Raw genomic sequence first — 24774 nt, forward strand, 5'->3', positions numbered from 1 at the left:
TGCGCTTCGTTGGGGTGCGTGCCGCGCCGCGACGAGGCGTGCGCATCGGCCAGCGGGCGTCGGCGGTGCATGGCCGCCGCGCGTTTGTGCATGGGCCGCGGTTTGCCTACACTGAAAGGCCAGTCATGCAGGCTTTGCGTGGCACCGGAGCGCGCTGCGTGGACCGGCGTGAATGCCGAAGCATGAACTCCGATCGACATGGGCGCTTTGCAGGAGACATGAAATGACCGAGCACGCCGGCGTCAATCCACCGGATATGTCCGCTTTCTGGATGCCCTTCACGGCCAACCGCCAGTTCAAGAGCGCGCCGCGTCTGCTGGCAAGCGCGAAGGGGATGTACTACACGTCGCACGACGGCCGGCGCATTCTCGACGGTACGGCCGGGCTATGGTGCGTCAACGCCGGTCATTGCCGCGACGAAATCGTGGCCGCGGTGCAGGCGCAGGCGGCCGAAATGGATTTCGCGCCCACCTTCCAGATGGGCCATCCCAAGGCTTTCGAAGCCGCCACGAAAATCGCCCGGCACACGCCTCACGATCTCAAGCACATTTTCTTCGTCAACTCCGGCTCGGAGGCGGTCGATACCGCGCTGAAGATCGCGCTGGCCTATCACCGCTCGCGTGGCGAAGGGCAGCGCACGCGCTTCATCGGACGCGAGCGCGGCTATCACGGCGTGGGCTTCGGCGGCATTTCGGTGGGCGGCATCGCGCCGAACCGCAAGGCGTTTTCCGGCGCACTGCTGCCCGCGGTCGATCATTTGCCGCATACGCTGAACCTCAAGGAGGCCGCGTATTCGAAGGGACAGCCGGCGTGGGGCGCGCATCTCGCCGACGAACTCGAGCGGCTCGTCACGCTGCACGATGCCTCGACGATTGCGGCGGTGATCGTCGAACCGGTAGCGGGCTCGACGGGTGTGCTGATTCCGCCGCAAGGCTATTTGCAGCGGCTGCGCGAGATTTGCGACAGGCACGGCATCCTGCTGATCTTCGACGAGGTGATCACCGGCTGGGGGCGCCTCGGCGCGCCGTTCGCCGCGCAGTACTTCGGCGTCACGCCCGATCTGCTGACGATGGCCAAGGGCACCAACAACGCCGCCGCGCCGATGGGCGCGGTCGCCGCGAGCACGCGGATTCACGATTCGATCGTGAACGGCGCGCCGGGCGGCATCGAGTTTTTTCACGGCTACACCTACTCCGGGCATCCGATCGCCGCGGCCGCGGCTTGCGCGACGATCGATCTATACGAGCGCGAGCAGTTGTTCGAACGGGCCGCGCGGATGGCGCCCGTCTTCGAGAACGCGATTCACGCACTGCGCGGCGAGCGGCATGTGATCGACGTGCGCAATCTCGGCCTGGTGGGCGGGGTGGAGTTGGCGCCGCGTGACGGCGCGCCCGGCGCGCGTGCTTACGACGTATTCGTGCGCTGCTTCGAGAAGGGCGTGTTGACGCGTTATACGGGGGACATTCTGGCGTTCTCGCCGCCGTTGATTATCGAGGAGGCGCAGATCGAGGAGATCTTTGCGACGGTGGGCGAGGTGTTGAGGGAGACGGAGTAGGAGGCGCGCCCACGAAGCAGCGCCTCCCTGATTCATGCGGTTATCAGAACGCGACGAACGGACCGGTCAGCGTGCCGATCTTGCTGTCGCCGATCACCGTGTAGACGCTGCGGCCGTAAAAGAACGGCAAGCCCCACAGGAACCAGCGGCCGGACGACATGGACGCCCCCACGTTGTTGAACGCGGCGTTGCCGGTCGCCGCCAGGTTCAGCGCGTTCTCGATCTGGAAAGGCACCGCAAGCGGCGCACCGGAGCCGGCCGAGGCCTCGATCGTTGCCGACAGGTCGAGCGCGCTCGCCGGCGTGTAGAAATCCGAGGTCGTGGGAATCGCGCTGTCGGCGAAAGCGTACACGTTGGTGCCGCTGTCGATCGCGCTGTAGTTGAACGCGGTGCCCTGGTAATGGGTGGTCAGGAAGCCGTATGTGTCCACCGTGAAGATGTTGGCGTCGGCGGGCAGCGCATTGTTGGCCTGCGTGCCCACGCCGAATATCAGTTCACCCGTGACGGAGGCCTGGCCGCTCGCGGGCACTGCCGGCAAGCGGATGATCGTGCCGTTGTAATCGGCGCTGAATGCGGCAACCGGGTTCATCACTTGCTTTTCGGCCTTCACGCGGGTGCTGACGCACGAGTTCGCCGACGGGCAGTAGTAGTAGTTGCCGGGTATCGCGGTGGTCAACGCGTCCTTGGAATCGTGGACGCCGTGCCCGATGCCCAGGATGCCATTGGCGCCGAGGCTTCGGGCCGTGCTGTAGTCGGCTCCGCCGTGCGCGGTGCAGTCGGACGGCGTGGTGAATGCGCCGTCGCCCATCACCTGGACCGGAATGTTGCTGGCCGTCCTGCTGCCGATCTTGACGTCGGCGCGCTTGACCGAGCCCCAGGTGAAGCCCGAGGCGAACGGCATGCATTCGGCGATCGGGAATGCGCCCGTCGTATCGTCGAGCGCGCCGATTTGCGTGAGCAGTTTCGGGTTGAGCGACTGAAGCGCGCTGGCCGCAATGCGCACGCCGGTCGAACCGGTGTCGACCAGCATGTTGTCGACGGTCACGCATTGCCCCCGACCCGGTTGACCCGGCACGCACACGGTGATCGAGGCCGACAGCATGTTGAGGTTGCCCATCGAGTTGTCGACGCGGATCGGCACCGTATTGTCCGACTCCGTTTTGATGCCCGCCGAGTTACCGTCGTTGTTCGAATTCCCCGAATTGCCGGGGCTGTTGCCGACCCAGTCGGGGGTTGCATTCCAACTGACGGAATTGTTGCCCTGGCCGTCGCCGCCACCAGCGCCGCAGGCCGTCAATATGACGGTGGCGGCCACCGTGGCGACCCGCAGCGTCTTGTTCAATGTGTTCATTTTGTTTTTCCTGATTCGACGGAGGGCTTATTGGAGATCGCCAGGACGCACGCCCGCGGGCATCAGACGAGGCAGGTAAGCCATGCCGAAGAAGCGCCCGAGGCGGCCGGCCGACTCGACGCGAAAATCGTCGTTGCCGTCGATGAGCGGCCCCGTGCCGCGCGCACGGCTGTGACCCGCGCTCACGTAGTTGGGGAAGTAGCTGCCGAGCAGCGCCGTCATGTCCGGGCGGATCGGCCCGTCCCACGTGACGGCGAACACGACGTTGCCAGGCAACACGTATTCGCGGATCGTCACGCCGTTGGCGTCGATCGATTGATGCAGGGTGTAGGACGCCGCGCGCGCGGCCCCGGCCGCTGATGCGCCGGCGACCGACTGCATGGCGCGCGGCGCCGACTGGGAGGAAGCGCCGGCGCTCGGCGCGCCGCCCAACGTTGCATACGAGGAGAGCGGCAACAGCGTTGCGGCCAGTATTGCGAACTTCAAAACGCTCATCACACGGCTCCGGCAAAAAAGGTCGGAGCATGGTGCCTGTGCGCTGGCCGGGAATTCGGGTGAAATTTCGTGGGTGGATGCGCGAAGCGGCGCAATGGCTACGCAGTGTTCGCGACGTTGCGAAGCGTGCAAGGTCGGGCTGCGGCTAGTGAAGCCACAAATAACCGTGCACTGCGCAACGCGGAAAGAGAGGAAGCGGTGAAGAAGAAAGAGACCTACCGCGGCGTCGTCACGTTCGGCATCGTGTGTCGTCCCGACTTGCCCGCCGCGCCTTTGGCCGCCGCACCCGGATGCGGCACCGTCGGCGCCTGGGGCAACGCGGTCAGCGAACCGTTGTCGACCGGCGAGAGCAGTGCGCTCAACTGCAGCACGTCCTGATCGGTGAGACTCGCCGTCGCGGCCTTCAGCTTGAGGCTGTTGATCAGCGTGTCGTAGCGCGCCTTCGCCAGATCGCGGCGTGCGGAAAATAGCTGATCCTGCGCGTTGAGCACGTCGGTATTGATCCGCACGCCGACCTGATAGCCGAGCAGGTTCGATTCGAGCGACGTGCGCGCCGATTGCTCGGCGGTTTGCAGCGCGCGCACCTGCGCGAGTCCGCTCACCACGCCGAGAAACGCTTGCCGCGCCGAGAGCGCCGCGTTGCGCCGCGCGGTGTCGAGATCGGCGGACGCCTGGTCCTCGAGCGCGAGCGTCTGACGCACGCGGCTTTGCGTCGCGCCGCCGGCAAAGAGCGGGATTGTGACCTGCACGCCGATCGCGCTGCTCGTGTACGAGCCCAGGCCGCCGAAGCCGGCGGCGAGCGGCGGCGTGCCGGCCGCGGGCGAATTCGCGCCGCTGCCGAAACCGCCGAAGTTGCCCGCGCCCGCCGAGCCGAGACTGCTGCGCGAGCGGCTTGCCACCAGATCGACGGTCGGCAGATGGCCGGACCTGGCCTTGGAAGTTTCGCGCTGCGCGCTGTCCAGCGCGATCTGCTTCGACACGACCTGATAGTTGGCGTCGGTCGCGGCGTCGACCCACTGGTTGATGTCCGCGGGCATGGGCGGCGGCAGCGGCGTACCGGCGGCGAGCCCGTCGACATGCTCGACCGGATGCCCGACGATCTGCTGCAGCGCGGCCAGCTTCACCGCGAGATCGTTCTGCGCGGCGATCTCCTGCGAGATCGCCTCGTCGTATTTGGCTTGCGCTTCGTTGGTGTCGGTGATGGTGGTGTTGCCCACCTCGAATGAACGTTTGGCCTGTTCGAGCTGCTGCGCGATCGACGCCTTCTGCGAACGCGCGATCGCGACGCTGTCCTGCGCGGCGAGCGCGTTGAAGTAAGCCTCGCCGAGACGCACGATCAGGTCCTGGCGCGCCTGCGCGAACGACGCCTGCGCCGCATCGACCGCGAGCTTGCCTTGCGCGTAGCCGTACCAGCTATCCACATGAATCAGCGGCTGCGTGAGCGACAGCACATAGCCGTGGCTGTTGCCGTAGGAAGCGGGAAAGCCGCCGCCGAAATCGGTGTTCTGACGGCTCGCGTTGAGCGACGCGGACAGTTGCGGCAGCAGTTTGGCGCGGGCGAGCGGCAGTTCCTCGCTGTTGGCGGCGAGCGCGGCGCGCGCGCTTTGCAGTTGCGCGTCGTTGGCGAGCGCTTCGTCGTAGAGCTGGGCAAGACCCACGGCTCGCGCGGGAAGCGCGGGCAGCGCGCACGCGAGCGCCACGGCGGCCAGGAGGACCGCCACCCGCCAGCGCATCGTCAAGGCCGTTCGATCAGTAAGTGGGGACGGCCGGATCGACCTGACGCGACCACGCGTCGATCCCGCCTTGCAGATTGAAGACGTTGGCATGGCCGCGCGATTCGAGGAACATCGCGACCTGGGCGCTGCGCGCGCCGTGATGGCAGACGCAGACGATTGGCGCGTCGTCGTCGAGTTCCTCGCTGCGCGCGGGAATCTCGCGCATCGGAATCGACACGGCGCCGGCGATCGACGCCGTCTGGATTTCCCACGGCTCGCGCACGTCGAGCAGCACGGGCGCGGGACGCGACGGATCGGCGAGCCATTCGGCGAGCGCGGGAGCGGTCAGGTTTTGCATCAGCGGGACATCCAGTTCAGGTGACGGCGGCGAGCCGGCCGTCCGGAAAAACACGCAAGCGAGCGAGCCGATCGGAACCGATCAGAACTTGAAACGCGGCGGCTGCACGGCGTTGACGAGCGGCTCGACATAGGTTTCGAACACGTCGGCGATGCGGTACTGCTTCTCGTCGATACGCGTGATGATCTGCGCCTTCATGACCGGCGCGGTGCCGACGAACGCCGCGAGCCGGCCGCCGACCTTGAGTTGCTCGAGGATGTCCTGCGGCAGCACCGGCAGGCCGCCCGACACGCAGATCACGTCGTACGGCGCGGCGTCGGCCCAGCCGCGCGAGGCGTCGCCGGTGGCGACTTCCGCGTTCAGCACGCCGTTGGCGATCAGGTTGTTCCTGGCCAGTTCGGCCAATTCCGGTTCGATGTCGACCGTCAGCACGTGCTGCGCGCGATGCGCGAGGAGCGCCGCCATGTAGCCGGAGCCGGCGCCGATTTCGAGCACGCTTTCGTGTTTCTTCACCGCCAGTTCCTGCAGCACGCGCGCCTCGATGCGCGGCGCCAGCATATGCTGGCCGGCCGGCAGCGGCACTTCGAAGTCGACGAAAGCCAGATCGCGGTAGACGGTGGGGACGAAATTTTCACGCTTGACGATCGAGAGCAGATTCAGCACGTCCTGGTCGAGCACTTCCCAGGGGCGGATCTGCTGTTCGATCATGTTGAAACGCGCTTGCTCGATGTTCATGATGGATTCGGCGGTTTGATTTGGCGGGTTTGGCGGTTTTGCCTCCGACCGGGGTCTCGCGGCGCCAAGGTACGGCGGGCACGTAAGCCACGGCAGGGTAACCGCCGGATTGTACCAAAATGGCGACGCCCGGCCGGCGCCCGCGGGCAGTGCGCTGCTCGGCCGCAGCGCGAGGCGGACCGTGGCTCGGTCCGCTCGCCTCCGTGTTAATCCCTAGCGATCGGTGCTTGCGATTCCGGCTTGAATCGTCCAAAAATGTAATCGATTACATTTTCGAGGGCATTCAACTTGTCCAGATCGTCGTCCAGGACGGATTCCACCTCCGCGTCCAGCGTGCGTCCGCCGCGCGCGGCCGAAGGGGTCTCGATTGCCGGCGTCGCCGAGCAGGCGGGCGTATCGGTGGCGACGGTCTCGCGTGTGCTGAACGGCCACGAGAACGTGCGGCCCGCAACCCGCGACAAGGTGCTGGCGGCGATCGACGCCAGCGGCTACCGCGTCAACGAACTCGCGCGCAATCTGCGCACCGCCGAAAGCCGCCTGCTGCTGACGATGGTGCCCGACTTCGGCAATCCGTTTTACGCCGAGATCGTGCGCGGCATCGACAGCGTCGCGCGTCAGCACGGCTACTTCATGCTGCTCTGCGACACCGGCGCCGATCCGGGCCGCGAGCGCAGCTACTTCGACCTGTTGCAGCGCCGCCGCGCGGACGGCGCGATCTGCCTCGACCCGGCGACGATCCAGCAGGCGCTCGGCGAGGCGTCCAGCGCGCTGCCGTGGGTCGCGTGCTGCGAGTTCGATCCGTCGGTGGGCGTGCCCTACGTGGGCATCGACAACTACCGCGCGGCCGGCGACGCCGTGCGGCATCTGCTCGCGCGCGGCCATCGGCGCATCGGGCTCATCAATTCCGACGTGGACTACCTGTACGCACGGCAGCGTCAGCAAGGCTATCTCGACGCGTTGGCCGAAGCCGGCATCGCGCCGGACGAACGCTGGCGCATGAACCTGAACAGCCTCGACTACCAAGCGGGCGCGTCGGCGGCGGCCACCCTGGCCCAGCAGCCGCAAGCGCCGAGCGCGATCTTCGCGGTCTCCGATACCCTGGCGATCGGCGTGATCCATGGCTTGCGCAGCGTCGGCAAGCGCGTGCCCGACGACATCGCGGTGGTCGGCTTCGACGACATTTCGCTCGCCGCGCAAATCGATCCGCCGCTCACCACGATCGCGCAACCCATGCGCGAACTCGGCGAAACCGCCGCGCGCCTCCTGCTGCAACGGCTCGCGAATCCATTGGCGAACGTGCCGGGCGTGCTGCTGCCGCATCGGCTCGTGATTCGCGGGAGCGCGTGAATCATGAGCCTCGCCGTTCGTTTCGACGACATCCGTAAAGACTTCGGCCCGGTGCGTGTACTGCACGGCGTGAGTTTCGAGCTGACGCCGGGGCGCATCTACGGTCTGCTCGGCGAGAACGGCGCGGGCAAATCGACGCTGATGAAAATTCTCGCCGGCTATGAAACGGCGACCTCGGGCAGCTTGCTGATCGACGGCCACGCGCAGCGGTTCATCGGCTCGCGCGAGGCGCAAGCGCAAGGCATCGTGCTGATTCACCAGGAGTTCAATCTCGCCGAGCACCTGACCATCGCGCAGAACATGTACCTCGGTCACGAGAAGAAACGCGGCTGGTTCGTCGACGACGCCGCGATGCGTGCCGAAGCGGCGCGTTATCTCGCGCAAGTGGGTCTGGAGAAAGCGCCCGACACCAAAGTGCGCGAATTGATCGTCGCGGAAAAGCAGATGGTGGAGATCGCCAAGGCGCTCTCGCGGCGCGCGCGTTTGCTCATCATGGACGAGCCGACCGCCACGCTCACGCCTTCCGAAACCGAACGGCTTTTCACGCTGATGGCGAAGCTCAAGGCCGACGGCGTGACCATCATCTACATCTCGCACAAGCTCGACGAAGTGGAGCGCATCACCGACGAAGTGATCGTGATGCGCGACGGCCGCTTCGTCGCCCGCGGCGCAACGGCGGGGCTCGCGCGGCAGCAGATGGCGAACCTGATGGTGGGGCGCGACGTGTCCGACATGTTCCCCGACAAGCTCACCGTCTCAGCCGATGCGCCGATCGCGCTGCGAGTGCAAGGACTCACGGTGCCGGATTGGGTGGACGACCTGAGCTTCGACGTGCGCGCCGGCGAAGTGCTGGGCTTTGCGGGCCTCGTCGGCGCGGGCCGCACCGAGGCGTTCGAAGCGATCATCGGTTTGCGCAAGCGCACGGCGGGCCGCATCGAGATCGCCGGCCGCCGCGCCGATCTGTCAAGCCCGCGCGACGCGATGCGCCACGGCCTCACGTATCTCAGCGAGGATCGCAAGGGCAAGGGCCTGCACGTGAACCTGAGCTTGCAGGACAACGTCACGTTGATGACGCTCGAACGTTACGCGCATCCGCTGCTCGATCTGAAGGCGGGCCGCGCGGCGTTGACGAAAGCCGTGAGCGAATTCGGCATTCGCACCGGCGACCTGTCGAGCCGCGCGCGCATGCTCTCCGGCGGCAATCAGCAGAAGCTCGCGCTCGCCAAGTTCCTGCAGCCGGACCCGAACGTGATCGTGCTCGACGAGCCGACGCGCGGCGTCGATGTCGGCGCGAAACGCGACATCTATTTCCTGATTCATCGTCTCGCCGCGCAAGGCCGCGCGGTGATCGTCATTTCATCCGAACTGATCGAGCTGATCGGCTTGTGCCACCGCGTCGCCGTGATGCGCGCGGGGCGCCTGCAAGCCACGCTCACGCTCGAACATCTGACCGAAGAGGAGTTGATCGCCCATGCGACCGGCACCCACTGAAGCCGTGCAATCCGGGCGCGCGCTGCGCTTCGCGCATCGACTGTACGCACTCGGGCCGCTGGCCGGCTTGATCGCGCTGTGCATCGTCGGCACGCTGCTCAACCGCGATTTCGCGACGCTCGACAACATGATGAACGTGCTCACGCGCACGTCGTTCATCGGCATCATCGCGGTCGGCATGACCTTCGTGATCATTTCGGGCGGCATCGATCTGTCGGTCGGCTCGATGGCCGCGCTGATCGCGGGCAGCATGATCTGGCTGATGAACGCGCTCGCCGCGGGCCTCGGCGGCCATACCTTCGCGCCGCTCGCGATCGTCACGCTCGGCATCGTGTTCGCGCTGCTGCTCGGCGGGTTGTTCGGCTGCGCGCATGGGCTGCTGATCACGAAAGGACGGATCGAGCCGTTCATCGTCACGCTGGGAACGCTGGGTATTTTTCGCGCGGTGCTCACCTGGCTCGCCGACGGCGGCGCGTTGACGCTCGACAACTCGCTCTCCGATCTGTACGGGCCGGTGTATTACGCGAGCCTGTTCGGCGTGCCGGTGCCGATCTGGGTGTTTCTCGTGGTGGCGGCGGGCGGCGCGCTGATCCTCAATCGGACCGCGTTCGGCCGGCACGTGCAGGCGATCGGTTCGAACGAACAGGTCGCGCGCTATGCGGCGATTCGCGTCGATACGGTGAAGATCGTTACCTACGTGCTGCTCGGCATTTGCGTCGGCGTCGCCACGGTGCTCTACGTGCCGCGGCTCGGCTCGGCCACGCCGACCACGGGCCTGCTATGGGAACTCGAGGCGATCGCCTCGGTGGTGGTCGGCGGCACGGCGTTGAAGGGCGGCGAGGGACGTGTGGTCGGCACGGTGATCGGCGCGGTCCTGCTGTCGGTGATCGCGAACATTCTGAATCTGACCAGCATCATCAGCGTGTATCTGAACGCGGCGGTGCAGGGCGTGGTGATTATCTTCGTCGCGTTCGTGCAGCGCGGACGGCGGTAGTCGTGGTGGCTTCAGCGTGACACACAGGCATATTCCAGAACCGGGGCGCACGAACGCCTCACCATAGGAGACACAACCATGAAGCGGATCATTCGAGCGGTCGGCGCCGGCATGCTGGCGTTGGGAGTACTGGGTACGGCGGGCGTGGCCGGTATCGGCACGGCGCGCGCCGCGGAAAAAGTCACGCTGGGCGTCGCGATTCCGACGGCCGATCATGGCTTCACGGGCGGCATCGTCTGGTGGGCGAACAAGGCGAAAGCCGATCTGGAGAAAATGCACCCCGATCTGAAAGTGATCGTGAAAACCGCGGCCGGCTCGCCGGAACAGGCGAACCAGTTGCAGGACCTCGTGACGGTGAACAAGATCAACGCGCTGGTGATTTTCCCGTTCGAATCGGCCTCGCTCACGCAGCCGGTCGCGCAGGTGAAGAAGAAGGGCATCTACGTGACGGTGGTGGACCGCGGCTTGACCGACAAGAGCGCGCAGGACGCCTACGTCGCCGGCGACAACACCGCGTTCGGCAGGATCCCCGCGGAATATCTGGCGAAAGCGCTCGACGGCAAGGGCGACATCGTCGCGCTGCGCGGCATTCCGACGACGCTCGACAACGAGCGCTGGGCCGCGTTCACCGGCGTGCTGAAGGCCTATCCGAACATCAAGATCCTCGATGCCAAGTACGCGAACTGGAATCGCGACGACGCGTTCAAGGTGATGCAGGATTACCTCACGCGCTTCAAGCACATCGACGCGGTGTGGGCCGCCGACGACGACATGGCCGTCGGCGTGATCAAGGCGATCGATCAGGCGAGGCGCAGCGACATCAAGATCGTGTTCGGCGGCGCGGGCTCGAAGGGCATGGTGAAGAACGTGATGGACGGCGCGCCGCTGATTAAGGCCGACGTGTCGTATTCGCCGAAGTTCATCTACGACGCGATCAAGCTCACCGCCGAAGCGCGGCTCAAGGGCGAGAAGCTGCCGGCCACCACCATCATTCCATCGGTGCTGATCACGAAGGAAAACGCGCAACAGTTCTACTTCCCCGACTCGCCGTTCTGAGCGGCGAGCGCGTCGAAGTGTGAGGAACCAGACAATGAAAACCATCCAGGGCCCGGCGATCTTTCTGGCTCAGTTCATGGGCGACGAAGTGCCCTTCGACAATCTCGCGCATCTGGCGGGATGGGCCGCGAGTCTCGGCTTCAAGGGCATTCAGGTGCCGTGCGACGCGCGCCTGATCGATCTCGAACAGGCGGCGGCGAGTCAGACGTATTGCGACGAACTGCGCGAGATCGCTGAAAACGCGGGCGTGACGATCACCGAATTGTCGACGCATCTGCAAGGGCAACTGGTCGCGGTGCATCCCGCTTACGACGCGTTATTCGACGGCTTCGCCGCCGAGCATGTGCGCGGCAATCCCGCCGCGCGCACGCAGTGGGCCGTCGAGCAGATGAAACTCGCGGCGCAGGCGTCGCGGCGCCTGGGCTTGAACACGCACGTGTCGTTTTCGGGCGCGCTGGCGTGGCCGTATCTGTATCCCTGGCCGCAGCGTCCGGCAGGCTTGATCGAAGCCGCGTTCGACGAACTCGCGCGCCGCTGGTCGCCGATTCTCGATGCATTCGACGCAGCCGGCGTCGACGTTTGCTATGAACTGCATCCGGGCGAGGACCTGCACGACGGCGTCACGTTCGAGCGCTTTCTCGACGCCGTGAAGCAACACCCGCGCGCCAACATTCTCTACGACCCGAGCCATTTCGTTCTGCAGCAACTGGATTACCTCGCATTCGTCGACATCTATCACGAACGCATCAAGGCGTTTCATGTGAAGGACGCGGAGTTTCGCCCGAACGGCAAGCAGGGCGTGTATGGCGGATACAGCGGCTGGGTGGAGCGCGCGGGCCGCTTCAGATCGCTCGGCGACGGGCAGATCGATTTCGGCGCGATCTTCTCGAAGATGGCGCAATACGATTTTCCGGGCTGGGCGGTGCTCGAATGGGAGTGCGCGCTGAAGCATCCCCACGACGGCGCGCGTGAAGGCGCGGAGTTCATCCGGCGGCACATCATCCGCGTGGCCGAGCATGCCTTCGACGACTTCGCGGGCAGCGGCGTGGATGCGGCGCAATTGAAGCGCGTGCTCGGCATCCGCTAGCGATCACCAGGAGCGGGAGCGATGTCATATAGAAGGCTCAGGTTGGGCATGGTCGGCGGCGGACAGGGCGCGTTTATCGGCGCGGTGCATCGGATCGCGGCGCGGCTCGATGACCGGTTCGAACTGGTCGCCGGCGCGTTGTCGTCCGATCCGCGGCGCGCGCAAGCAAGCGCCGCCGAGGCCGGGATCGCGCGCAGCTATGCGGACTGGAATGAGATGGCGCGCGCCGAAGCCGCGCGCGACGACGGGATCGACGCCGTCGCGATCGTCACGCCGAATCATCTGCATGCGCCGGTTGCAACGGCTTTTCTCGAAGCGGGCATCCACGTGGTGTGCGACAAGCCGCTGGCGATTTCGCTGGTCGAAGGCGAGGCGTTGGCGAGGCTCGCTCGCGAGAAGAACAAGCTGTTTGCATTGACGCATACGTACTCCGGTTATCCGCTCGTGCGTCACGCGCGCGAACTGATCGAACGCGGCGAACTGGGCGAACTGCGCGTCGTGCAAGTGGAATACGCGCAGGACTGGTTGGCCGAGCCGATAGAAACGAGCGGGGTGAACAAGCAGGCCGGCTGGCGCACGGACCCCGCGTTGGCGGGGCCGGCCGGCTGTCTCGGCGATATCGGCACGCATGCGTATCATCTCGCCGCGTTCGTCACCGGCATGACGCCCTCCGCGTTATCCGCCGAGTTGCATACCTTCGTGCCCGGACGCCGCATCGACGATCACGTGCAGGCGATGCTGCGCTATTCGAACGGCGCACGCGGCATGCTGTGGGCGAGCCAGGTGGCGAGCGGCGCGGAAAATGCGTTGCGTCTGCGCGTGTATGGAACGAGGGCGAGCCTCGTCTTCGATCAGGAGCACCCCAACGCATTGTGGTTCACGCCCCTCGGCGGTTCGGCTGAGCGCTTGACGCGAGGGCGCGTGACCAGCGCGATCGCGGCGCACGCGACACGCGTGCCGCCGGGGCATCCCGAAGGTTATCTGGAAGCGTTCGCGCAGTTGTACAAGGACGCGGCGTTGCAGATCGAAGCGTTGGACGAAGGCCGCCCGCTGCCTGCTGAAAGCCTGCTGCTGACGACGGTGGAAGATGGCGTGGCCGGCTTGCGTTTCATCGACGCGGTGCTGGCAAGCAGTGCGGCGGATGGTCAGTGGCGGGAAATCGGCGTCGCTTGAAAGAGACGGGGAGCGGCCGATCGCGAAGCGTTGAAACTATCGCCCGCCGTTCAACCGCCCTTGCTTTTCTTGATCTGCTCTTCGAACGCGATATCGAGCTTGCTGGCCTTGCGCGGTTTGGGCGGACCGTAAGCGTCGACGAATTTGACGAAGTCGTCGAGCGTGAGCGGATCCGAGACTTTCTTGTCGGCGCCGCCCGATTTGTCGACCAGATAGAACAGGCCGCCCGACAGGCTGATCGCGGCGAACCGCGGATTGCCGCTGCGCGTTTTCAACCGTTCGACAGCGTGGATGGCTCGAGTGGTGCGCATGATGGGGGACCGTTGATCGGGGAAAGATCACTACTTTAACAATTTCGCGCGGGCGGGGCGGCGGCCCCACGTCATCGCTTCACCGCGGCTTGCAGCTTGCGGCGGAATTTACGCCGCAACCAATCCGCCCAATCCTCCAGCACCGTATAGACCACCGGCACGACCACCAGCGTCAAGATCGACGACGTAATCACCCCGCCGATCACGGTCTGCCCGAGCGGCCCGCGTTGCTCGCCGCCTTCGCCGAGCGCGGCGGCGAGCGGCAGCATGCCGAAGATCATCGCCAGCGTGGTCATCAGAATCGGCCGCAGACGCACGCGCGCCGCTTCGAGCAGCGCCTCGCGCCGCTCCATCTTGCGGCCCTTGCCCGAGGCGTCGAGCAGCGTGCCGCGCCGCGCCTGATTGGCGAAGTCCACCAGCAGGATCGCGTTCTTGGTGACGAGCCCCATCAGCATCACGAAGCCGATGATCGAGAACATGTTCAGCGTGCTGCCGAACAGCAGCAGCGCGATCAATACGCCGATCAGCGTGAGCGGCAGCGACGCCATGATCGCGAGCGGCTGCGCGAAGCTCGCGAACTGCGACGCGAGAATCATATAGATGAAGATCACCGCGAGCGCCAACGCCTCCACCGCATACACGAACGACTCGTTCATGCTCTTGGTCGAGCCTTCGAAACGGTAGTGATAGCCCGCCGGCAGATGCATCGCGTCGAGCGTCCTCGCAATGTCCGAAGCGACGTCGCCGGGCGAGCGGCCGTTCACGTTCGCCGACAGCATCACCTCGCGTTGCAGGTCGCGCCGGTTCAACACATCCGGGCCGGTCGTCGTGACGATGTCCGCGATCTGCCGCAGCGGCACCAGCACCGGCGCGCCGTTGGCGTCGGTGCGGTTGGTGGCGATCATCAGCTTCGCGAGATCGTCCACATCCTGGCGGTGCGCGCGCGGCAGGCGCACGCTCACGTCGTAGTCCTGGTCGTCGGGCGCGCGCCAGGTGCTGATCGCATCGCCGGAGAGCAGCGGCCGCAATGCGGTGCCGATGTCGGCCACGCCCACGCCGAGGTCGGACGCCAGTTCGCGCTTCACGTTGATCGCGACGATCGGCTTGTCCGCCTTCAGGCTCGAATCGAGGTCGACCAGCCCGGCGATCTTCGCCATTCGCGCCTGGGCCGCTTCGGAGAGCCGGCGCAGTTCGTCGATGTTCTCGCCCTGCAAACTCAACTGGATCGCCTTCGTGCTGCCCGCGCCGTCCGGCACGCCGATCTCGGTGACCGATACGCCCGCCACCGAGGCGAGCCGCGCGCGAAACACCTGGTTCAATTCGACCATGCCGCGCGTGCGCTCGCGCCGCTCCTTGAGCCGCACGGTGATGAGCGCGGTGTTCTTGCCCTGCGTGTTGCCGGAGTTGACCGTCGCGTAGGTGAAGCGCACTTCGGGATAGGCGGCGAGAATCGCCTGCACCTGTTTGACTTTCTCCGAGGTGGCTTCGAGCGAGGTGCCCACCGGCGTGTTCAAGCCGATCTGCGTTTCGGAGAAGTCCGCATTCGGCACGAACTCGGTGCCGACGAACGGCACCAGAAACAGGCTGCCGAAAAACGTCGCCGCGGCCACGATCAGCGTGAGCGCGCGATGTCTGAGCGACCAGCCGAGCAGGCGTTGATAGAAGGTCGTGAGTTGATCGATCCGCGAATCGAACAGGTGCAGGCAACGCTCGATGAAGCGGCCATAGCGATAGCCTTTGCGGCCCGTGTCCGCGTCGTGCAGATCGGGGTCCGGCCAGATCGACGAAAGCATCGGGTCGAGCGTAAACGACACGAACATCGAGATCAGCACGGCGGCGGCCACCGTGATGCCGAACTGATGGAAGAAGCGGCCGATGATGCCGCCCATGAAGCCCACCGGCAAAAACACCGCGACGATCGAAAAAGTGGTGGCCAGCACGGCGAGCGCGATTTCCTTGGTGCCGTCGAGCGCGGCCGTGCGATGGTCCGCGCCGAGCTGCACGTGGCGCACGATGTTTTCGCGCACCACGATCGCGTCGTCGATCAACAGGCCCACGCACAGCGATAGCGCCATCAGCGTGATCACGTTGATCGTGAAGCCGCATGCGTACATCACCGCGAAGGTGCCGATCAGCGCGATCGGCAGCGTGAGGCCGGTAATCACCGTGCTGCGCCACGAGCCGAGGAACAGGAACACGATCAGCACCGTGAGCAACGCGCCTTCGAGCAAGGTGCGCTTCACTTCGTTCACGCTTTCCTCGATGTTGATCGACGAGTCGTCGGTGATGCTGAGCTTCACGCCCGGCGGCAATTGCGGCTGCAGGCGCGCGACTTCCGCGCCCACGCCCTGCGCGACCTCCACCGTGTTCTCGCCCTGCGCCTTGACGACCGACAGGAACAACGCGCGCTGCCCGTTGAGCAGACCCATGCTGTCCGGTTCCTGCTGACCGTCGACCACGTCGGCGACCTGATCGAGCGTGACCGGCTGCGTGGCGGACGACGCCGTTGGAATCGCCGACTGCGCGCCGCGCCGCGCGACGATGATCCGCCTGAAGTCGTCCGGTTTCTCGAAGCGGCCCTTGACCTGCACCGTCTGCTCGACCTGGCTCGACGTGAGCGGCCCGGCGGGAATCTCCTGATTCTCGTTCTGCACCGCGCGGATCACCTGATCGACGCCGATCGAGAGCGCCTGCAGCTTCTGCGGATTCACGTCGATCCGCACTTGCCGCTTGACGCCGCCCACCAGCGACACCGAGCCGACGCCGCGCACGGTTTCGAGCCGCTTCCTCACGATCTGATCGGCGACGGTGGTGAGCTCGCGCGTGGAGAGCGACGCGCCCGGCGCGTTCGATACGGCCACCGTGACGATCGGCATATCCGCCGGGTCGTAGCGCAATACGCGCGGCTCCTTCACGCCGTCGCGCAGATCGGGGCGGATCAGCGCGATCTTGTCGCGCACGTCCTGCGCGGCCTGCACCGCGTCCACCGCGAGATCGAACTGCACGATCACCACCGACTGCGCGTCATACGAGCGCGAGGTGATCTGCTCGATGCCGCTGATCGTGTTGACCGCTTCCTCGATCTTGCGCGTGACGTCCGACTCGACCGATTCCGGCGACGCGCCCGGATACGCGGTCTGCACCACCACGACCGGAAACGTGATGTCGGGAAACTGGTCGACCTTCAGCCGCTGATACGAAAACAGACCGATGACGACGAACGCCATCATCATCATCGTGGCGAGCACCGGGTTGCCGATGCTGATGCGCGTGAACCACATGGGCGAGGGCTCCGGTCAGCGCGGGCTGCTGGCGCTCGAAGCGCCGGCCGCTGGCGGCGCGGCTTGCGCCGGCAGCGCAGGTTTAGCGGGCTGTACCACGCGCACGGTGCTGCCGATGCGCAACGAGCCGAGATTGTTCTTCACGATCTGCTGGCCGACCGCCAACGGCCCGCCGACGATTTCGGTCCACGCGGCGCCTTCGCCATCGTTGCTCACGCCGCTCACGCCGGTCTGCACCGTCTGCTCGACCAGCTTGCCGTCGATGAGCGCATAGACGCTGCGGCGCGCGCCGTCGGTGCGCACGGCGGTGACGGGCACCACCAGCGCATTCGGCCGGCTGCCGACCGCGATCGTGCCGGTGCCGAACATGCCGACCCGCAGCGTGCCCGACGGATTGGCGACCTGCACGTACACCATGATCGAGCGCGAGCCGGTCTGCGCGGCGGGATTGATGCGCGTGATCGCGCCTTGCACGGGCGTCTCGATGCCGTCGAAAGCAATCCGCACCGGCTGGCCGATCCGCACGCGGCCGATCTCGCCGACCGGCACCGGCGCCTCGAGTTCGAGCGTGCGCAGATCGACTACATCGAACAGCTTGGTGTCGACGGCGACTTTCTCGCCGGGCTCGACCGAGCGCGTGGCGATCTGCCCGTCGAGCGGCGAGTGCACCACGGTATCGGCCAGCGAGAGATTCGACGACGCCAGCGCCGCCCTCGCCGCATCCAGATTCGCGCGGGCGATCTCGTACTGGCTTTGCGCGGTGTCGAACGCGTTCTTCGAGATGAAGCCTTTTTCGACCAGCACGCGATTGTTGTCGAGCGTCTGCCTGGCGATGTCGAGCTGGCCGGCCATCGCCGCCATCTGGCCGCGGCTTTGCTCGGCTCGGGCCACGTAATCGCGGGCGTCGATCTTCGCGAGAATCTGGCCGGTCTTGACCGCGTCGCCCTCGCGCACCAACACGTCGAGCGCGGAGCCGGCCACCTTGGATTTGACCGCTGCCTGAGTGACGGCGCGCAGCGAGCCGGTCAGCGGCAGCGTTTCGGAGAGCGTGCGGCGGCTCACCGTGGTGAGATCGTCGGGGGCGAATTCGACGACGGAAGAGACCGTGGCGGTGGCGGCGGGCGCGCCGCGCTTCCTGATGGCCTGGACGATCGCGATCGCGAGGATCACGACGGCCACGGCGGCGGCGATGAGAATGCGTTTTCTGGTTCTAAGCATGCGCGATGGGACGGACTTCACGGACTGGCGGTGCGCGGCGCCTTTGCCTGTCGGCAAAGGCGCCGCGCGCTCGCACGGAATCGGCAAATCAGCCTGAGCCCGCGTTCACCGCAAGCCGGCCGTCAGCATGGTACACGGTGCCTCGCGCGGCGCCCGTTCACTGGCTCAAATAGACGAACTTGCCGTTCCTGATCGCGCCCATCACGCTGGCGCGCTGGTCCAGCCCGACGTGGTCCTTGGCGCTCGTGCTGACCACGCCGTTCGGCACGACCAGTTCATGCGCGCGCTCGAGTTCGTCGCGCAAGGCGATGCGAAAAGCCGGCGTGCCCGGTTGCGCGGTTTTCAACGCCCGCGCCACCGCGTCCTGAAGGCGCGGATAAACGCCCGCCGCGTCGCCCGCGAATTGCGTCACGCTGCCCGGGCCGTACTTCGCCTCGTACTCGTTGGCGAAGGCGAGCGCCGCCTTCTTCGCCGGATGGTCGGCCGGCAAGGTGCGCGCGACGACCACCGGCTGGGTCGGGAACAGCGTGCCTTCGACGTCCTTGCCGCCCAGCTTGATGAACTCGGGCGTGGCGATGCCGTGCGTCTGATAGATCGGCCCCTTGAAGCCGCGCTCGATCAGCGTGCGCTGCGGCAGCACGGTCGGCGTGCCCGCGCCGGCGATCAGGATCGCGTCGGGCTTGGCGGCCATCAGCTTGAGGATCTGGCCGGTGACGCTCGCGTCGGTGCGGTTATAGCGCTCGGTGGCGACCAGTTGGATGTGGCGCAGCGCGGCGAACTTGCTGAACTCGTTGAGCCAGCTTTCGCCGTAGCCGTCCGCGAAACCGATGAAGCCCACCGTTTTCACGTTGTGGTTCGACATGTAGCGCGTCATCACGTCGGCCATCGCGCTGTCGGTCTGCGCCATCTTGTAGGCCCACACCTTCTTGCCTTCCTGCGGTTCCACCACGCTCGCCGAGCCGATCAGCGTGATCATCGGCGTCTGGTTTTCGGCGACCGCGTCGAGCGCGGCCATTGCCGCCGGCGTGATGTTCGGGCCGACGATCACGTCCACGTGATCTTCGTTGATCAGCTTGCGGATGTTGCGCACGGCGGCGCCGGGGTCGGAGGCGTCGTCGAGGAAAATGTAGTCGGCTTTCTGGCCGGCGATCGTGGCCGGCCACATCAGCATCGCATTCTTGCTGGTGATGCCGATCACGGCGGCCGGACCGGTGCTCGACAGATCGATGCCGACCTTGAGGTCCGCGTGGGCGGCGGTGGCGAGCAGCAGCGCGCCGAGCGCGGCGAGGCCGCGAAGTTTTTTCTTATACGACGTCATCGAAAGGTCTCCGTAGCGGGAAGCGTGCGAGGTCAAAGTTCGTAGGTTTCGTGTTCGCCTTTTAGCGCCTGTTCGATCAGCTTGCGGTTCATGCTCGGCGACAACAGTTCGACGAGCGTATACACATAGCTGCGCAGATACGCGCCCTGTTTCAGCGCGACCCGCGTGACGTTGCTGCCGAACAGGTGGCCGACCGGCATCGCGCGCAAATGGCGGTCGCGCTCGGCGTTGAAGGCGATATCCGCCATGATGCCGACGCCCAGACCCAGTTCCACGTAGGTCTTGATCACGTCGGCGTCGATGGCTTCCAGCACGATGTCGGGGTGCAGCGCGCGCAGACGGAACGCTTCGTTGATCTTGGTGCGGCCCGCGAACGCGTTGTCATACGTAATCAGCGGATACTGGGTCAGATCATCCAGCGACAAAAGTTTGCGGTCGAGCAGCGGATGATCCGGCTGCATCACGGCGACGTGGTGCCACTGGAAGCAGGGCAGCGAGACCAGTTCCTTATAGTTGGCGACGGCCTCGGTGGCGATCGCGAGGTCGGCCTGGTCGTGAATCACCATCTCGGCCACCTGGGTGGGGCTGCCTTGCAGAATTGAAAGATGAACCTTGGGGAAGCGCTTCTTGAATTCGGCGATGGCGGCCGGAAGCGAGTAGCGCGCCTGGGTGTGGGTGGCGGCGATCACGAGGTTGCCCTGGTCCTGCGCCGCGTAATCCTTACCGACCCGCTTGAGGCTCTCGACTTCCTGCAGGATTTTCTCGACCGACTGCAGGATAATGCGCCCCGGCTCGGTGAGCGAGCGCACGCGCTTGCCGTGGCGGGTGAAGATTTCCACGCCCAGTTCGTCTTCCAGCTCGATGATCGCCTTGGAGACGCCGGGCTGGCTTGTATACAGTGCCTTGGCCGCTTCGGTCAGATTGAAGTTCTGCCGCACAGCCTCGCGGACGAAGCGGAATTGATGCAGGTTCATATAACCCCTCCGCATATCAAAAGAATTTTTTAGTCGTTTGAAATATAAGGCGAGTTTATTACGATCTGTCCATCTTTTTCAATATGGATATCTGTATTTGTTATAAGCAAATGAGAGATGGGTCTAAACCCTGACGCTCGCTTGCTGACAAACGGAAATTCAGGACGCGGCGGAACCGGACCGTCGTGTGTCACGCAAAAATATTGGGGTCCCCGAATGTACCAATACGATCAGTACGACCAGACCATCGTCGATGAACGGGTCGCGCAGTACGCCGATCAGGTTCGCCGCCGCTTGTCGGGCGAATTGAGCGAAGAGGAGTTTCGTCCGCTGCGTCTGCAGAACGGCCTGTACTATCAGCGCCACGCCTACATGCACCGCATCGCGATTCCATACGGCAATCTGCGCAGCGACCAGATGCGCGTGCTGGCCCAGATCGCGCGTGAACACGACCGCGGCTACGGCCATTTCTCGACGCGCTCGAACATCCAGTACAACTGGATCAAGCTCGAGGAAACGCCGGAAATCCTGCGCAAGCTCGCCGCGGTGCAGATGCACGGCATTCAGACCTCGGGCAACTGCATTCGCAACATCACGGCGGATCAGTTCGCCGGCGTCGCACCGGACGAAGTGGTCGATCCGCGTCCGTGGGCGGAAATCCTGCGCCAATGGTCGACGTTCCATCCCGAGTTCGCGTGGTTGCCGCGCAAGTTCAAGATCGCCGTCTCGGGTTCGCGGGAAGACCGCGCCGCCGTGCAGGTTCACGATCTCGGCGTGTATCTGAGGAAAAACGCGCAGGGCGAACTGGTGGCCGACATTCTGGCCGGCGGCGGCCTGGGCCGCACGCCGATCGTCGGCGCGATCATCCGCCGCGATTTGCCCTGGCAGCATCTGCTGACGTACTGCGAAGCCGTGCTGCGCGTGTACAACCGCTATGGCCGCCGCGACAACATGTACAAGGCGCGCATCAAGATTCTCGTGAAGGCGCTGTCGCCGGAAAAATTCTCGGCGCAGGTCGAGGAAGAATGGCAACACCTGAAGGACGGTCCTTCCACGCTCACGCAAGCGGAAGTGGACCGCGTGTCGCAATACTTCCAGCCGCCCGTCTACGAAAAGCTGCCGGACACCGACGCGTCGTTCGAAAAACACCTGCTGGAAAACCGTGCGTTCGCGCGTTGGGTGGAGCGCAACGTGCGTCCGCACAAGGTCGAGGGGTATGCGTCGGTGACGCTGTCGCTCAAGCCGACCACGATCGCTCCGGGCGACGCCACCGACACGCAAATGGAAGCGGTCGCCGATTGGGCCGACGAATATTCGTTCGGCGAAATCCGCGTGTCGCACGAACAGAACCTGATTCTCGCGAACGTGAAGAAGCGCGACCTGTTCGCGCTGTGGGAAAAAGCCAAGGCGCAAGGTTTCGCGACGCCGAACATCGGCTTGCTGACCGACATCATCGCGTGCCCCGGCGGCGATTTCTGCTCGCTCGCGAACGCGAAGTCGATTCCGATCGCGCTGGCGATCCAGGAACGTTTCAACGATCTCGACTACGTGTACGACCTGGGCGACGTCTCGCTGAATATCTCGGGCTGCATCAACGCTTGCGGTCACCACCACGTCGGCAACATCGGCATTCTGGGCGTCGATAAGGACGGCTCGGAGTGGTATCAGGTGACGCTCGGCGGCGAGCAGGGCACGGGCGCCACCGGCGCGCACCTCGGCCGCGTGATCGGCCCGTCGTTCTCGGCGGAAGAAATGCCGGACGTGATGAGCAAGGTGATCGATACGTTCGTCGAGAACCGCCACGAAGGCGAGCGCTTCATCGAAACGTACAACCGCATCGGCATCACCCCGTTCAAGGAACGCGTGTACGCGTCGCGTCAACCGGCTCACGCGTAACCGCGCAAAGGATACTGAACAGATGGCTTCTATCATCAAGAACCGCGCAATCGTCAACGATGACTGGACGGTGGTGCGCGCCGCTGAAGACGGCACGCTGCCGGCGGTGAACGCATTGCCCGCCGGCAAGGTGCTGGTGCCGCTCGCGTTGTGGCAGGCGGAGCGCGACGCGCTGAGCGCTTCGCGCGGCGCGGCTGAAATCGGCGTGTGGCTCGCGCCGGACAGCGAACCGGCGGACATCGCCGGCGACTTCGACAAGATCGCGCTGATCGGCGTGGACTTCCCGGTGTTCCGCGATGGCCGCGGCTACAGCATCGGCCGCCTGTTGCGCGAACGTCATGGCTACAAGGGCGAGTTGCGCGCGATCGGCGACGTGCTGCGCGATCAGCTCACGTTCATGTTCCGCTGCGGCTTCGATGCGTATGCGCTGCGCGCGGACAAGGACCTCGACGACGCGTTGAAGGCATTCGACGAATTCAGCGTGCAGTACCAGGGCGCGGTCGACAACCCGTCGCCGCTGTTTCGCCGCCGTGGCGCCGATGCGTCGGCCGCCGCCGCTACGCAAAAGGTCCCGGCATGAGCACCGCGCAATCGCTCACGCCGGAACTCGCCGCGAAGGTCGAGCGCCTCGATGCGCTGCTCGATTCGATCGCCGTGCGCCACGCGAACGTGAAGCTCGCCAGCAGCCTCGCCGCCGAGGACATGCTGCTCACGCACGCGATTCTGTCGCGTGGCGTGAAGATCGGCATCTTCTCGCTGAACACGGGCCGTTTGCATGCGGAAACGCTTGGCATGCTCGATCGCGTGAAAGAGCGCTATGGCTACGAGATCGAACAGTTTCATCCGCAAGCCGCCGCGGTCGAGGAATACGTGAACTCGCACGGTCTGAACGCGTTTTACGAAAGCGTCGACCTGCGCAAGCGCTGCTGTGAAATCCGCAAGGTCGAGCCGCTGAACCGCGCGCTGTCGGACGTCAGCGCATGGGTGACGGGCCAGCGTCGCGAGCAGTCGGTGACGCGTGCGGAGTTGCACGAGGAAGAGCACGACGCGGCGCGCAATATCGCCAAGTTCAATCCGTTGACGGACTGGACGGAAGCCGACGTGTGGGCTTATCTGAAAGCGTTCGACGTGCCGGTCAATCCGCTGCATGCGCGCGGTTATCCGAGCATCGGTTGCGAGCCTTGCACGCGTGCGATCCGTCCCGGCGAGGACAGCCGGGCAGGGCGCTGGTGGTGGGAGTCGCGCGACACGAAGGAATGCGGACTGCACATCACGACGATCACGCCGATTCCCGTTGGCAGCAGCGAGAACGCTTCGGCATAAAGCATTCAGGCGCTCCAGGCCCGGGTTTTGGGTTTGGACGCCGCAGATACCGATTTGAATACTTCCGCTTAGGCGAGCAACCGCTCGGTCAAGCGAATCAACGAAGGACCCAAACATGAGCAGCACGCTCGATTCCACTATCAACGCTCCGCTTGCCAATACGGCGAACCGGATGGATCACCTCGATTGGCTCGAAGCCGAGTCGATTCACATCCTGCGCGAACTGGTCGCCGAATGCAGCAAGCCCGCGCTGCTGTTCTCGGGCGGCAAGGATTCGGTCGTGGTGCTGCACCTCGCGCTGAAGGCCTTCGGCATCGGCGCGAATCGCAAGACCGTGCTGCCGTTCCCGCTCGTGCATATCGACACTGGTCACAACTACGACGAAGTGATCGACTTCCGCGATCGTCGCGCGGCGGAGATCGGCGCGGAACTGGTGGTGGGTCACGTCGAGGATTCGATCAAGCGCGGCACGGTGCGTCTGCGCCGCGAAACGGATTCGCGCAACGCCGCGCAAGCCGTCACGCTGCTCGAAACCATCGAACAGCACGGCTATACCGCGCTGATCGGCGGCGCGCGCCGCGACGAGGAAAAGGCCCGTGCGAAAGAGCGGATCTTCTCGTTCCGCGACGAATTCGGCCAATGGGACCCGAAGGCGCAGCGCCCGGAATTGTGGAGCCTCTACAACGCGCGCCTGCACAACGGCGAACACCTGCGCGTGTTCCCGATCTCGAACTGGACCGAACTCGATGTGTGGCAGTACATCGCTCGCGAACAGCTCGAATTGCCGTCGATCTATTACGCGCATCAGCGCGAGATCGTGCGCCGCAACGGCTTGCTCGTGCCGGTCACGCCGCTCACGCCGATGCGTGAGGGCGAGACCAGCGAAACCGCGCTGGTGCGTTTTCGTACCGTCGGCGACATTAGCTGCACGTGCCCGGTGGAAAGCGATGCCGACGATCTCGAGAAGATCATCGCCGAAACGGCCGTGACCGAAATCACGGAACGCGGCGCGACGCGGATGGACGATCAGGTTTCCGAAGCCGCGATGGAACAGCGTAAGAAGCAAGGTTATTTCTAAGCACACGAGGATAAGGCA

Annotated in this window: 21 protein-coding genes; 11 read left to right on the forward strand and 10 right to left on the reverse strand. The window is 65.2% G+C overall.

What is annotated here, in order from left to right:
- The first annotated feature begins 223 nt into the window (after positions 1–223).
- The gene (gene aptA / locus CUJ90_RS03460; protein ID WP_114161988.1) at positions 224–1555 is read left to right on the forward strand and encodes an omega-aminotransferase AptA; all 1332 of its coding nucleotides are present in this window, start codon (positions 224–226) and stop codon (positions 1553–1555) included.
- Positions 1556–1598: 43 nt separating this feature from the next.
- Here aptA and CUJ90_RS03465 read toward each other — a convergent pair whose 3' ends face one another.
- The 5 genes from CUJ90_RS03465 to CUJ90_RS03485 form a co-directional block, all read right to left on the reverse strand.
- A complete protein-coding gene (locus tag CUJ90_RS03465; protein ID WP_208645233.1) occupies positions 1599–2906 on the reverse strand; it encodes a DUF3443 domain-containing protein in 1308 nt (435 codons plus the stop codon).
- Positions 2907–2933: 27 nt separating this feature from the next.
- Entirely contained in the window at positions 2934–3401 is a 468-nt protein-coding gene (locus CUJ90_RS03470; protein ID WP_114161990.1) for a DUF2844 domain-containing protein, read from the reverse strand.
- 215 nt (positions 3402–3616) lie between these two features.
- Positions 3617–5134, reverse strand: a complete 1518-nt coding sequence (locus CUJ90_RS03475) for a TolC family outer membrane protein (protein WP_114161991.1) — start codon at positions 5132–5134, stop codon at positions 3617–3619.
- 16 nt (positions 5135–5150) lie between these two features.
- Entirely contained in the window at positions 5151–5474 is a 324-nt protein-coding gene (locus CUJ90_RS03480) for a rhodanese-like domain-containing protein (protein WP_114161992.1), read from the reverse strand.
- 81 nt (positions 5475–5555) lie between these two features.
- Positions 5556–6209 carry a protein-L-isoaspartate O-methyltransferase family protein gene (locus CUJ90_RS03485; RefSeq protein ID WP_073431694.1) on the reverse strand — a complete coding sequence of 218 codons (654 nt, stop codon included), beginning with the start codon at positions 6207–6209 and terminating at the stop codon, positions 5556–5558.
- 288 nt (positions 6210–6497) lie between these two features.
- Here CUJ90_RS03485 and CUJ90_RS03490 point away from each other — a divergent pair, with 288 nt between their 5' ends.
- From CUJ90_RS03490 to CUJ90_RS03515, 6 genes are all read left to right on the forward strand, one after another.
- Positions 6498–7556 (forward strand): LacI family DNA-binding transcriptional regulator, encoded by a 1059-nt coding sequence (locus CUJ90_RS03490; RefSeq protein WP_114161993.1) that lies wholly within the window; start codon positions 6498–6500, stop codon positions 7554–7556.
- A gap of 3 nt (positions 7557–7559) precedes the next feature.
- Positions 7560–9047, forward strand: a complete 1488-nt coding sequence (locus CUJ90_RS03495; RefSeq protein ID WP_114161994.1) for a sugar ABC transporter ATP-binding protein — start codon at positions 7560–7562, stop codon at positions 9045–9047.
- Positions 9028–10041: an ABC transporter permease gene (locus tag CUJ90_RS03500; RefSeq protein WP_073431697.1), complete on the forward strand. Its 1014-nt coding sequence runs from the start codon at positions 9028–9030 to the stop codon at positions 10039–10041. Before CUJ90_RS03495 ends, CUJ90_RS03500 begins: the two co-directional genes overlap by 20 nt.
- Before the next feature lie 78 nt (positions 10042–10119).
- Positions 10120–11097 carry a substrate-binding domain-containing protein gene (locus tag CUJ90_RS03505; RefSeq protein ID WP_073431698.1) on the forward strand — a complete coding sequence of 326 codons (978 nt, stop codon included), beginning with the start codon at positions 10120–10122 and terminating at the stop codon, positions 11095–11097.
- Positions 11098–11131: 34 nt separating this feature from the next.
- Positions 11132–12184, forward strand: coding sequence for a sugar phosphate isomerase/epimerase family protein (locus CUJ90_RS03510; protein WP_114161995.1), 1053 nt, complete (start codon positions 11132–11134; stop codon positions 12182–12184).
- Positions 12185–12205: 21 nt separating this feature from the next.
- Positions 12206–13357, forward strand: a complete 1152-nt coding sequence (locus CUJ90_RS03515) for a Gfo/Idh/MocA family protein (protein WP_114161996.1) — start codon at positions 12206–12208, stop codon at positions 13355–13357.
- Between the two features lie 50 nt (positions 13358–13407).
- On the opposite strand, the gene CUJ90_RS03520 is transcribed toward CUJ90_RS03515, so the two are convergent.
- The 5 genes from CUJ90_RS03520 to CUJ90_RS03540 form a co-directional block, all read right to left on the reverse strand.
- A complete protein-coding gene (locus tag CUJ90_RS03520) occupies positions 13408–13668 on the reverse strand; it encodes a hypothetical protein (RefSeq protein ID WP_073431701.1) in 261 nt (86 codons plus the stop codon).
- A gap of 71 nt (positions 13669–13739) precedes the next feature.
- Positions 13740–16949 carry an efflux RND transporter permease subunit gene (locus CUJ90_RS03525; RefSeq protein ID WP_114161997.1) on the reverse strand — a complete coding sequence of 1070 codons (3210 nt, stop codon included), beginning with the start codon at positions 16947–16949 and terminating at the stop codon, positions 13740–13742.
- 15 nt (positions 16950–16964) lie between these two features.
- A complete protein-coding gene (locus CUJ90_RS03530) occupies positions 16965–18167 on the reverse strand; it encodes an efflux RND transporter periplasmic adaptor subunit (protein WP_114163422.1) in 1203 nt (400 codons plus the stop codon).
- 157 nt (positions 18168–18324) lie between these two features.
- Complete coding sequence (locus CUJ90_RS03535; RefSeq protein ID WP_083085789.1) at positions 18325–19485, reverse strand: ABC transporter substrate-binding protein; 1161 nt, start codon at positions 19483–19485, stop codon at positions 18325–18327.
- Between the two features lie 32 nt (positions 19486–19517).
- A complete protein-coding gene (locus CUJ90_RS03540) occupies positions 19518–20459 on the reverse strand; it encodes a CysB family HTH-type transcriptional regulator (RefSeq protein ID WP_073431704.1) in 942 nt (313 codons plus the stop codon).
- Positions 20460–20675: 216 nt separating this feature from the next.
- Between CUJ90_RS03540 and CUJ90_RS03545 the strand changes: the two genes are divergently transcribed.
- The 4 genes from CUJ90_RS03545 (at position 20676) to cysD (ending at position 24756) form a co-directional block, all read left to right on the forward strand.
- Positions 20676–22355, forward strand: coding sequence for a nitrite/sulfite reductase (locus CUJ90_RS03545; RefSeq protein WP_073431705.1), 1680 nt, complete (start codon positions 20676–20678; stop codon positions 22353–22355).
- A 22-nt stretch (positions 22356–22377) separates the two neighbouring features.
- Positions 22378–22935, forward strand: coding sequence for a DUF934 domain-containing protein (locus tag CUJ90_RS03550; RefSeq protein ID WP_073431706.1), 558 nt, complete (start codon positions 22378–22380; stop codon positions 22933–22935).
- Positions 22932–23678, forward strand: a complete 747-nt coding sequence (locus CUJ90_RS03555; protein ID WP_114161998.1) for a phosphoadenylyl-sulfate reductase — start codon at positions 22932–22934, stop codon at positions 23676–23678. Before CUJ90_RS03550 ends, CUJ90_RS03555 begins: the two co-directional genes overlap by 4 nt.
- A gap of 115 nt (positions 23679–23793) precedes the next feature.
- On the forward strand, positions 23794–24756 hold the full coding sequence (gene cysD / locus CUJ90_RS03560; protein ID WP_073431708.1) for a sulfate adenylyltransferase subunit CysD: 963 nt from the start codon (positions 23794–23796) through the stop codon (positions 24754–24756).
- Positions 24757–24774 lie beyond the last annotated feature (18 nt).

The organism is Paraburkholderia terricola (genome assembly GCF_003330825.1).
Taxonomy (GTDB): domain Bacteria; phylum Pseudomonadota; class Gammaproteobacteria; order Burkholderiales; family Burkholderiaceae; genus Paraburkholderia; species Paraburkholderia terricola.